The sequence below is a fragment of the Pseudarthrobacter sulfonivorans genome (genome assembly GCF_001484605.1).
GTDB lineage: Bacteria > Actinomycetota > Actinomycetes > Actinomycetales > Micrococcaceae > Arthrobacter > Arthrobacter sulfonivorans_A.
In genome coordinates this window covers 1-12,394 of record NZ_CP013748.1, presented here as the reverse complement: position 1 = coordinate 12,394, position 12,394 = coordinate 1, and the positions used below count along the sequence as shown (strand labels likewise).

Below are 12,394 nucleotides of genomic sequence, written 5' to 3'. Positions count from 1 at the left end.
ACCTACTCTCCCACACCCTCCCGGGTGCAGTACCATCGGCGCTGTGGGTCTTAGCTTCCGGGTTCGGAATGGGACCGGGCGTTTCCCCCACGCTATGACCGCCGTAACCCTTCGACCCGTCACACCCGAAAGGGGGTGTGTGGGAAATCTGGTTACAACATGCTTTCTGCAACTTTTGGTTGCAGGTGTGGTGTTGTTATTGTGTTGTGTTTTTTGTTCCCTGCAACGTGCCCGTGTCGGGTTTGTTGTTTGGGAACCACATAGTGGACGCAAGCAGTCTTGTTATCTTTTTACCACCCGTTGGTGTGAACTCTTTTGAATAGGTTGCAGGGTGGTGTGTGGTGTAAGTTATCGGCCTATTAGTACCGGTCAGCTTCACGAGTCGTTAGTCCTCGCTTCCACATCCGGCCTATCAACCCAGTGGTCTGGCTGGGGGCCTCTCACACACAAGGTGTATGGAAATCTCATCTCGAAGCGAGCTTCCCGCTTAGATGCTTTCAGCGGTTATCCCATCCGAACGTAGCTAATCAGCGGTGCACTTGGCAGTACAACTGACACACCAGAGGTTCGTCCGTCCCGGTCCTCTCGTACTAAGGACAGCCCTTCTCAAATTTCCTGCGCGCGCAGCGGATAGGGACCGAACTGTCTCACGACGTTCTAAACCCAGCTCGCGTACCGCTTTAATGGGCGAACAGCCCAACCCTTGGGACCTACTCCAGCCCCAGGATGCGACGAGCCGACATCGAGGTGCCAAACCATGCCGTCGATATGGACTCTTGGGCAAGATCAGCCTGTTATCCCCGAGGTACCTTTTATCCGTTGAGCGACGGCCATTCCACAATGTACCGCCGGATCACTAGTCCCGACTTTCGTCCCTGCTCGAGATGTCTCTCTCACAGTCAAGCTCCCTTGTGCACTTACACTCGACACCTGATTGCCAACCAGGCTGAGGGAACCTTTGGGCGCCTCCGTTACTTTTTAGGAGGCAACCGCCCCAGTTAAACTACCCATCAGGCACTGTCCCTGACCCGGATTACGGGCCGAAGTTAGATGTCCAAAGTGACCAGAGTGGTATTTCAACGATGACTCCACCCGAACTGGCGTCCGGGCTTCAACGTCTCCCACCTATCCTACACAAGCCACTCCGAACACCAATACCAAACTATAGTAAAGGTCTCGGGGTCTTTCCGTCCTGCTGCGCGTAACGAGCATCTTTACTCGTACTGCAATTTCGCCGAGTTTATGGTTGAGACAGCGGGGAAGTCGTTACTCCATTCGTGCAGGTCGGAACTTACCCGACAAGGAATTTCGCTACCTTAGGATGGTTATAGTTACCACCGCCGTTTACTGGGGCTTGAATTCTCAGCTTCGCCGTAAGGCTAACCGGTCCTCTTAACCTTCCAGCACCGGGCAGGAGTCAGTCCGTATACATCGTCTTGCGACTTCGCACGGACCTGTGTTTTTAGTAAACAGTCGCTTCCCCCTGGTCTCTGCGGCCCCGATCCCCTCCCACCAGCAAGTGGTGTTCAAGGTTGGGGCCCCCCTTCTCCCGAAGTTACGGGGGCATTTTGCCGAGTTCCTTAACCATAATTCTCTCGATCGCCTTAGTATTCTCTACCTGATCACCTGTGTCGGTTTGGGGTACGGGCGGCTAAAACCTCGCGTCGATGCTTTTCTCGGCAGCATAGGATCACCAAATCCCCCCGTGAGGGGGTCCCATCAGATCTCAGGCATCATGAACGGCGGATTTGCCTACCGTTCGCCCTACATCCTTAGACCGGGACAACCATCGCCCGGCTTGGCTACCTTCCTGCGTCACACCTGTTAATACGCTTGCCTCCCAGGATCAGGTCCCGCGCTCCACCAAAACCCACATCACCCCGAAGGGTGGGCGGGCAGGTATCGGGCGGTTAGTATCCCCTGTTCAACATGGACGGTTTTTCGCCGGTACGGGAATATCAACCCGTTGTCCATCGACTACGCCTGTCGGCCTCGCCTTAGGTCCCGACTTACCCAGGGCAGATTAGCTTGACCCTGGAACCCTTGATCATTCGGCGGACGGGTTTCTCACCCGTCTTTCGCTACTCATGCCTGCATTCTCACTCGTGTAGGCTCCACCGCTGGTTTACACCGCGACTTCACTGCCCACACGACGCTCCCCTACCACTCCAGACGCCTGAACCAACCCACAAGGGGCGGCTTAGCTAATATCTGAAATCCACAACTTCGGCGGTGTACTTGAGCCCCGCTACATTGTCGGCGCGGAATCACTTGACCAGTGAGCTATTACGCACTCTTTTAAGGATGGCTGCTTCTAAGCCAACCTCCTGGTTGTCTTCGCAACTCCACATCCTTTCCCACTTAGCACACGCTTAGGGGCCTTAGTTGGTGGTCTGGGCTGTTTCCCTCTCGACTATGAAGCTTATCCCCCACAGTCTCACTGCTGCGCTCTCACTTACCGGCATTCGGAGTTTGGCTGACGTCAGTAACCTTGTAGGGCCCATTAGCCATCCAGTAGCTCTACCTCCAGCAAGAAACACGCAACGCTGCACCTAAATGCATTTCGGGGAGAACCAGCTATCACGAAGTTTGATTGGCCTTTCACCCCTACCCACAGCTCATCCCCTCCATTTTCAACTGAAGTGGGTTCGGTCCTCCACGACGTCTTACCGTCGCTTCAACCTGGCCATGGGTAGATCACTTCGCTTCGGGTCTAGATCACGCCACTGCAACGCCCTATTCAGACTCGCTTTCGCTACGGCTTCCCCACACGGGTTAACCTCGCGACGTAACACTAACTCGCAGGCTCATTCTTCAAAAGGCACGCCGTCACAACTACAAGGTTGCTCCGACGGATTGTAAGCACACGGTTTCAGGTACTGTTTCACTCCCCTCCCGGGGTACTTTTCACCTTTCCCTCACGGTACTGGTCCGCTATCGGTCATTAGGGAGTATTTAGGCTTATCAGGTGGTCCTGACAGATTCACACGGGATTTCTCGGGCCCCGTGCTACTTGGGATACTCTCCAGGCGGCACAAAACATTTCGGTTACGGGGCTCACACCCTCTCTGGCCGGCCTTTCAAGACCGTTCACCTATGCCTGCACATCACACCTCACCAGTCCGGCAGAACTGGTATGGAAAGTCCCACAACCCCGACCATGCAACGCCCGCCGGCTATCACACATGGAACGGTTTAGCCTGATCCGCGTTCGCTCGCCACTACTGACGGAATCACTATTGTTTTCTCTTCCTGCGGGTACTGAGATGTTTCACTTCCCCGCGTTCCCTCCACGCACCCTATGTGTTCAGATGCGGGTCACCAGGCAGCTCGCGCCCCTGGCGGGGTTTCCCCATTCGGACACCCTGGGATCACAGTCCGGTTATCGACTCCCCCAGGCTTATCGCAGATTCCTACGTCCTTCTTCGGCTCCTAATGCCAAGGCATCCACCGTGTGCTCTTAAAAACTTGACCACAAAAGATCAAAAACGCTAATTTTCGAGAGAACCATGAAAACCACCCACACCCCAAAAGAGTGCGGACAGATCCAGGTTCATAATTCTTGGAAATTGCTTCTTATAAAAGATGCTCGCGTCCACTATGTAGTTCTCAAACAACAACCCCGTACCACACACCCCACACACAACCCCAAAAGGGTCAACCGTGTGATCGATGCAGCCAGGAAACCAGAAACAAACAAACCCGACAGACGACACCGCAACCCGTAAGCTGCAACCCCATCCCCCGGCCCTGTTGCCTCAGGACCCAACAGTGTGCCAAACACTAAACCACCCACCCCCAACCCACACCGTTCCAGGACACCCCCAAGAGGGAATCCGTACTGGGCAAGGAAAGAAACAAGCGGCCGCTATTCGTTGATATTCCACCCTTGAGCACCCGCCGCAGAACAAACGTCTGCGCAACGGGCATATACTCCTGACAAACCCCCACACCACATACATGGCATGAACAATCTGTAGGTGCTCCTTAGAAAGGAGGTGATCCAGCCGCACCTTCCGGTACGGCTACCTTGTTACGACTTAGTCCCAATCGCCAGTCCCACCTTCGACAGCTCCCTCCCACAAGGGGTTAGGCCACCGGCTTCGGGTGTTACCAACTTTCGTGACTTGACGGGCGGTGTGTACAAGGCCCGGGAACGTATTCACCGCAGCGTTGCTGATCTGCGATTACTAGCGACTCCGACTTCATGGGGTCGAGTTGCAGACCCCAATCCGAACTGAGACCGGCTTTTTGGGATTAGCTCCACCTCACAGTATCGCAACCCTTTGTACCGGCCATTGTAGCATGCGTGAAGCCCAAGACATAAGGGGCATGATGATTTGACGTCGTCCCCACCTTCCTCCGAGTTGACCCCGGCAGTCTCCTATGAGTCCCCGCCATAACGCGCTGGCAACATAGAACGAGGGTTGCGCTCGTTGCGGGACTTAACCCAACATCTCACGACACGAGCTGACGACAACCATGCACCACCTGTAAAACCGACCGCAAGCGGGGCACCTGTTTCCAGGTATTTCCGGTTCATGTCAAGCCTTGGTAAGGTTCTTCGCGTTGCATCGAATTAATCCGCATGCTCCGCCGCTTGTGCGGGCCCCCGTCAATTCCTTTGAGTTTTAGCCTTGCGGCCGTACTCCCCAGGCGGGGCACTTAATGCGTTAGCTACGGCGCGGAAAACGTGGAATGTCCCCCACACCTAGTGCCCAACGTTTACGGCATGGACTACCAGGGTATCTAATCCTGTTCGCTCCCCATGCTTTCGCTCCTCAGCGTCAGTTAATGCCCAGAGACCTGCCTTCGCCATCGGTGTTCCTCCTGATATCTGCGCATTTCACCGCTACACCAGGAATTCCAGTCTCCCCTACATCACTCTAGTCTGCCCGTACCCACCGCAGATCCGGAGTTGAGCCCCGGACTTTCACGGCAGACGCGACAAACCGCCTACGAGCTCTTTACGCCCAATAATTCCGGATAACGCTTGCGCCCTACGTATTACCGCGGCTGCTGGCACGTAGTTAGCCGGCGCTTCTTCTGCAGGTACCGTCACTTTCGCTTCTTCCCTACTGAAAGAGGTTTACAACCCGAAGGCCGTCATCCCTCACGCGGCGTCGCTGCATCAGGCTTTCGCCCATTGTGCAATATTCCCCACTGCTGCCTCCCGTAGGAGTCTGGGCCGTGTCTCAGTCCCAGTGTGGCCGGTCACCCTCTCAGGCCGGCTACCCGTCGTCGCCTTGGTGAGCCATTACCTCACCAACAAGCTGATAGGCCGCGAGTCCATCCAAAACCACAATAAAGCTTTCCACCCCCCACCATGCGATGAGGAGTCATATCCGGTATTAGACCCAGTTTCCCAGGCTTATCCCAGAGTTAAGGGCAGGTTACTCACGTGTTACTCACCCGTTCGCCACTAATCCACCAGCAAGCTGGCATCATCGTTCGACTTGCATGTGTTAAGCACGCCGCCAGCGTTCATCCTGAGCCAGGATCAAACTCTCCGTTGAAGTAAAACAGACACAACCACCAACCCCGGAAATAACAGGATAAAATGGCTGCACAAAATTTGAAACCAGCTGTAAAAACCAGACCACACCACGGGGTGGCGGATCCAGTCAATTCAACCAATTCAATACAATAAATTGGTATCAACAAACTTGGCACACTATTGAGTTCTCAAACAACAGACACACCCGGCACCACCACAACCATACAATCGGCCGTGGATCGCTCCGGAGCAACTTTTCAAACTTACCCGGTTTCCCGCCCCGATGCAAATCCATATTCCAGGACCCGCACCAGCAGAAAACACATCCCCACCAAACAAAGGCGCTCAAAAGAACAACCAACATTTGGTCTTGAATTAGGGGGTTTGGCCGCCCGCGGTAACCAGCTCTTCGCTGTTCCCCTCGCGGCGACTTAGAAAACAATACACCCACCCAACCCCCACCGCAAATCCACCCCCACAAGGGGTCCTATGCCCCCAGGATCCGCGTCGTGGCGGGGAATCTGAGGGGCTCACCGGAGTCCCGGTGCAGTATTCGGCCAGAACGGGTTTCTGTTGACTGGATCACATCACGCGAGGATTTGGCCCACGGCCGATTCAACCCAGGCCGTCGCCTTTCCGGTTACAGGTCAGCCCAAGCCTTGTTGTAGTTTCGGTTTACCTTTCGCCTGCCTGCATTCCTCCTGTTGCTGTCTCTTATGAATGGCTCAGGCGTGCACTGATAGCGGCGTGCGGCCGATGACCAGGATCAGTTCGTCGCTGATGGGAGGTGGTTTCGAAGCCGGCTGCACTAAGGATCCTGCTGAGGTCTCCCACGGGCCAGGAGTACGCAGGCGTCACCGCATGTGGAAATCTCGTGATTTCGTCTCCTTCAAACAGACCTAGCAGGAGAAGTCCGCCTGGAGTCAGGCGCCGTGCCAGTTCCCGGAGAGCGGAGGGAACCTGGTCGGGTTCAAAGTGGATCAGCGAGTACCAGGCCAGGATGCCTGATGCATATCCTTCGGGAACGCCGAGACTCGTGAGGGAGGCTACGCGGAATGGGATGCCGGGGAAGGATGCTTCTGCTTGCTTGATGAACGCCGGCACCAAATCGATTCCTTCGACCGCCGCCCCTTGGTCCGCGAGGAACTTGGTCCAATGGCCGGGCCCGCATCCCACATCCAGCACTGGCCCCACCAGAGGTGCGACCCAGTCAGCTACGAGCTTCCGGTCAGCTGGATGAGAGGACTCGACCGACCCAAATCTGGCAGTGTACTCGGCGGCTCTCTTTGAGTACGCGGTCTCGACCTCTGCATCCGTCATGCAGCCACCTTATGGTGGGCACAGGAATCGATGCTTCCGGGCAGAGTTGCCTATTCGTTTGACGTGCCCTCTACAGACCGGTACGGCCGCGGTGGCCATGGATGGCCTGCTGGCCCCGACGCCGGCACTCATCGAGCGCCTTGCCGGCCAGGCGCGCCACGTGGAAGGGATCCAGGACCGCGACCGCCTCCACGGTTTCGCGCCAAGCCGTGGGTCGCTCGGCCAGCCAGTCCTTGAACGCCTGTTTGGAGCGGCCGTCTACCATGTCGAGCAGGCGCGCGGGGCCGGTTCCCTCACGGATCGGGTGAGGTCGATGACGACGGTGACGTACTGGTCGCCACGCCTGGTGTGTCGCCACACGCGCCCGCAGTCGATGCACCGGTGCAGCGGATCGTAACCTCGCCCTTCTTCGCGGGCGCGGGCTTTAGAACGTGCTCCCAGACGGTACCGCTCGAGCAGTTTCAGCGGGTCGACCGCGACGCATACCTTGACCATATGTCGGGCGCCAGAGCCATAATCAGTCTGGGCACCAGAGCGGTGCCGCAGAGAAGAGCCCGTCGGATGGCGCCGCCGGAGCAGAGGAGTCCTCGAATGACGAAGTACCTGATCTCGTTCCCCGGTGAGGCCATGGTGGTCCCCGAGGAGGACTTCGAGGCGGTAGTCGAAGCCTCGCATGCCGTCATCGACGAGGCCAAGGCGGCGGGTGTGTACGTCTTCGGCGGCGGGACCGATGAGGACGTAGACCCGGTACTCGTGGCCGGTGACGGCACCGTCACCGAGGGCACGTACCCAGGCCACAAGGTGCCCAACGGCGGCTACACCGTTCTCGAGCTGCCCTCGCGGGAGGCGGCACTTGAATGGGCCGCGAAGATCGCCGTCGCCTGCCGCTGCTCGCAAGAGGTCCGGCAGTTCCTGTACGACCCGGCAAGCTGACCGACGGCACCTCGCCGGCCTACTGGTAGATCGGAGCCGGTCGGCCTCCGGTGTACGCCAGCGGGCAAACCAACATGCCACCACCGGTCATTTCTAAGTTGCGTTGATACTGCCGGAGGAGCGCTCTTTCTACATCCGGCCGAGGGAAAGTCGGCCCGTACGATACGACCTTGTTGGGTTCGGGCTGGAACGCGGACATGAAGCTGACCACGCGGATGCGACATTGCTGCGGGTGGTGGGTGCGGGTGTCCAAATTCACTGCAGGAGGGTCCGGGTTTTCGCTGCATTAAGTGAGAGAGCGTCCCGGGCTGCGTGTTTGTGGTGTGGGTGGTTAAAGTGGGAGAGCCCCCCAACCTGGTGGTTGGGGGGCTCTCGACCGTAATGATGTTCCGGCGGTGACCTACTCTCCCACACCCTCCCGGGTGCAGTACCATCGGCGCTGTGGGTCTTAGCTTCCGGGTTCGGAATGGGACCGGGCGTTTCCCCCACGCTATGACCGCCGTAACCCTTCGACCCGTCACACCCGAAAGGGGGTGTGTGGGAAATCTGGTTACAACATGCTTTCTGCAACTTTTGGTTGCAGGTGTGGTGTTGTTATTGTGTTGTGTTTTTTGTTCCCTGCAACGTGCCCGTGTCGGGTTTGTTGTTTGGGAACCACATAGTGGACGCAAGCAGTCTTGTTATCTTTTTACCACCCGTTGGTGCAAACCTCTTTTGAATAGGTTTGCAGTGGTGTGTGGTGTAAGTTATCGGCCTATTAGTACCGGTCAGCTTCACGAGTCGTTAGTCCTCGCTTCCACATCCGGCCTATCAACCCAGTGGTCTGGCTGGGGGCCTCTCACACACAAGGTGTATGGAAATCTCATCTCGAAGCGAGCTTCCCGCTTAGATGCTTTCAGCGGTTATCCCATCCGAACGTAGCTAATCAGCGGTGCACTTGGCAGTACAACTGACACACCAGAGGTTCGTCCGTCCCGGTCCTCTCGTACTAAGGACAGCCCTTCTCAAATTTCCTGCGCGCGCAGCGGATAGGGACCGAACTGTCTCACGACGTTCTAAACCCAGCTCGCGTACCGCTTTAATGGGCGAACAGCCCAACCCTTGGGACCTACTCCAGCCCCAGGATGCGACGAGCCGACATCGAGGTGCCAAACCATGCCGTCGATATGGACTCTTGGGCAAGATCAGCCTGTTATCCCCGAGGTACCTTTTATCCGTTGAGCGACGGCCATTCCACAATGTACCGCCGGATCACTAGTCCCGACTTTCGTCCCTGCTCGAGATGTCTCTCTCACAGTCAAGCTCCCTTGTGCACTTACACTCGACACCTGATTGCCAACCAGGCTGAGGGAACCTTTGGGCGCCTCCGTTACTTTTTAGGAGGCAACCGCCCCAGTTAAACTACCCATCAGGCACTGTCCCTGACCCGGATTACGGGCCGAAGTTAGATGTCCAAAGTGACCAGAGTGGTATTTCAACGATGACTCCACCCGAACTGGCGTCCGGGCTTCAACGTCTCCCACCTATCCTACACAAGCCACTCCGAACACCAATACCAAACTATAGTAAAGGTCTCGGGGTCTTTCCGTCCTGCTGCGCGTAACGAGCATCTTTACTCGTACTGCAATTTCGCCGAGTTTATGGTTGAGACAGCGGGGAAGTCGTTACTCCATTCGTGCAGGTCGGAACTTACCCGACAAGGAATTTCGCTACCTTAGGATGGTTATAGTTACCACCGCCGTTTACTGGGGCTTGAATTCTCAGCTTCGCCGTAAGGCTAACCGGTCCTCTTAACCTTCCAGCACCGGGCAGGAGTCAGTCCGTATACATCGTCTTGCGACTTCGCACGGACCTGTGTTTTTAGTAAACAGTCGCTTCCCCCTGGTCTCTGCGGCCCCGATCCCCTCCCACCAGCAAGTGGTGTTCAAGGTTGGGGCCCCCCTTCTCCCGAAGTTACGGGGGCATTTTGCCGAGTTCCTTAACCATAATTCTCTCGATCGCCTTAGTATTCTCTACCTGATCACCTGTGTCGGTTTGGGGTACGGGCGGCTAAAACCTCGCGTCGATGCTTTTCTCGGCAGCATAGGATCACCAAATCCCCCCGTGAGGGGGTCCCATCAGATCTCAGGCATCATGAACGGCGGATTTGCCTACCGTTCGCCCTACATCCTTAGACCGGGACAACCATCGCCCGGCTTGGCTACCTTCCTGCGTCACACCTGTTAATACGCTTGCCTCCCAGGATCAGGTCCCGCGCTCCACCAAAACCCACATCACCCCGAAGGGTGGGCGGGCAGGTATCGGGCGGTTAGTATCCCCTGTTCAACATGGACGGTTTTTCGCCGGTACGGGAATATCAACCCGTTGTCCATCGACTACGCCTGTCGGCCTCGCCTTAGGTCCCGACTTACCCAGGGCAGATTAGCTTGACCCTGGAACCCTTGATCATTCGGCGGACGGGTTTCTCACCCGTCTTTCGCTACTCATGCCTGCATTCTCACTCGTGTAGGCTCCACCGCTGGTTTACACCGCGACTTCACTGCCCACACGACGCTCCCCTACCACTCCAGACGCCTGAACCAACCCACAAGGGGCGGCTTAGCTAATATCTGAAATCCACAACTTCGGCGGTGTACTTGAGCCCCGCTACATTGTCGGCGCGGAATCACTTGACCAGTGAGCTATTACGCACTCTTTTAAGGATGGCTGCTTCTAAGCCAACCTCCTGGTTGTCTTCGCAACTCCACATCCTTTCCCACTTAGCACACGCTTAGGGGCCTTAGTTGGTGGTCTGGGCTGTTTCCCTCTCGACTATGAAGCTTATCCCCCACAGTCTCACTGCTGCGCTCTCACTTACCGGCATTCGGAGTTTGGCTGACGTCAGTAACCTTGTAGGGCCCATTAGCCATCCAGTAGCTCTACCTCCAGCAAGAAACACGCAACGCTGCACCTAAATGCATTTCGGGGAGAACCAGCTATCACGAAGTTTGATTGGCCTTTCACCCCTACCCACAGCTCATCCCCTCCATTTTCAACTGAAGTGGGTTCGGTCCTCCACGACGTCTTACCGTCGCTTCAACCTGGCCATGGGTAGATCACTTCGCTTCGGGTCTAGATCACGCCACTGCAACGCCCTATTCAGACTCGCTTTCGCTACGGCTTCCCCACACGGGTTAACCTCGCGACGTAACACTAACTCGCAGGCTCATTCTTCAAAAGGCACGCCGTCACAACTACAAGGTTGCTCCGACGGATTGTAAGCACACGGTTTCAGGTACTGTTTCACTCCCCTCCCGGGGTACTTTTCACCTTTCCCTCACGGTACTGGTCCGCTATCGGTCATTAGGGAGTATTTAGGCTTATCAGGTGGTCCTGACAGATTCACACGGGATTTCTCGGGCCCCGTGCTACTTGGGATACTCTCCAGGCGGCACAAAACATTTCGGTTACGGGGCTCACACCCTCTCTGGCCGGCCTTTCAAGACCGTTCACCTATGCCTGCACATCACACCTCACCAGTCCGGCAGAACTGGTATGGAAAGTCCCACAACCCCGACCATGCAACGCCCGCCGGCTATCACACATGGAACGGTTTAGCCTGATCCGCGTTCGCTCGCCACTACTGACGGAATCACTATTGTTTTCTCTTCCTGCGGGTACTGAGATGTTTCACTTCCCCGCGTTCCCTCCACGCACCCTATGTGTTCAGATGCGGGTCACCAGGCAGCTCGCGCCCCTGGCGGGGTTTCCCCATTCGGACACCCTGGGATCACAGTCCGGTTATCGACTCCCCCAGGCTTATCGCAGATTCCTACGTCCTTCTTCGGCTCCTAATGCCAAGGCATCCACCGTGTGCTCTTAAAAACTTGACCACAAAAGATCAAAAACGCTAATTTTCGAGAGAACCATGAAAACCACCCACACCCCAAAAGAGTGCGGACAGATCCAGGTTCATAATTCTTGGAAATTGCTTCTTATAAAAGATGCTCGCGTCCACTATGTAGTTCTCAAACAACAACCCCGTACCACACACCCCACACACAACCCCAAAAGGGTCAACCGTGTGATCGATGCAGCCAGGAAACCAGAAACAAACAAACCCGACAGACGACACCGCAACCCGTAAGCTGCAACCCCATCCCCCGGCCCTGTTGCCTCAGGACCCAACAGTGTGCCAAACACTAAACCACCCACCCCCAACCCACACCGTTCCAGGACACCCCCAAGAGGGAATCCGTACTGGGCAAGGAAAGAAACAAGCGGCCGCTATTCGTTGATATTCCACCCTTGAGCACCCGCCGCAGAACAAACGTCTGCGCAACGGGCATATACTCCTGACAAACCCCCACACCACATACATGGCATGAACAATCTGTAGGTGCTCCTTAGAAAGGAGGTGATCCAGCCGCACCTTCCGGTACGGCTACCTTGTTACGACTTAGTCCCAATCGCCAGTCCCACCTTCGACAGCTCCCTCCCACAAGGGGTTAGGCCACCGGCTTCGGGTGTTACCAACTTTCGTGACTTGACGGGCGGTGTGTACAAGGCCCGGGAACGTATTCACCGCAGCGTTGCTGATCTGCGATTACTAGCGACTCCGACTTCATGGGGTCGAGTTGCAGACCCCAATCCGAACTGAGACCG

Annotated in this window: 2 protein-coding genes, 5 rRNA genes, 1 pseudogene and 1 other annotated feature; of the genes and pseudogenes, 1 reads left to right on the top strand and 7 read right to left on the bottom strand. The window is 56.3% G+C overall.

Features of this window, described 5'->3' with window-relative positions; genetic code table 11:
* The 5 genes and pseudogenes from rrf (AU252_RS22930) to AU252_RS22910 all read right to left on the bottom strand — a co-directional run.
* Positions 1 to 106 (bottom strand): 5S ribosomal RNA (rrf, locus tag AU252_RS22930).
* Positions 107 to 338: 232 nt separating this feature from the next.
* Positions 339 to 3,474 (bottom strand): 23S ribosomal RNA (locus tag AU252_RS22925).
* Between the two features lie 517 nt (positions 3,475 to 3,991).
* Positions 3,992 to 5,516 (bottom strand): 16S ribosomal RNA (locus tag AU252_RS22920).
* Together the 16S, 23S and 5S rRNA genes form the textbook arrangement of a ribosomal RNA operon.
* Positions 5,517 to 6,211: 695 nt before the next feature.
* Positions 6,212 to 6,817: a class I SAM-dependent methyltransferase gene (locus AU252_RS22915; RefSeq protein ID WP_058930805.1), complete on the bottom strand. Its 606-nt coding sequence runs from the start codon at positions 6,815 to 6,817 to the stop codon at positions 6,212 to 6,214.
* A gap of 76 nt (positions 6,818 to 6,893) precedes the next feature.
* A pseudogene (locus AU252_RS22910) lies at positions 6,894 to 7,177 on the bottom strand (transposase); the annotation flags it as partial.
* Between the two features lie 231 nt (positions 7,178 to 7,408).
* On the opposite strand from AU252_RS22910, the gene AU252_RS22905 reads away from it, so the two are divergent.
* Positions 7,409 to 7,750, top strand: a complete 342-nt coding sequence (locus tag AU252_RS22905; RefSeq protein ID WP_058930803.1) for a YciI family protein — start codon at positions 7,409 to 7,411, stop codon at positions 7,748 to 7,750.
* A 387-nt stretch (positions 7,751 to 8,137) separates the two neighbouring features.
* On the opposite strand, the gene rrf (AU252_RS22900) is transcribed toward AU252_RS22905, so the two are convergent.
* Positions 8,138 to 8,254 (bottom strand): 5S ribosomal RNA (rrf, locus tag AU252_RS22900).
* Between the two features lie 232 nt (positions 8,255 to 8,486).
* Positions 8,487 to 11,622: ribosomal RNA gene (locus AU252_RS22895) — 23S ribosomal RNA — on the bottom strand.
* 517 nt (positions 11,623 to 12,139) lie between these two features.
* Positions 12,140 to 12,394, bottom strand: a sequence feature (16S ribosomal RNA rRNA prediction is too short).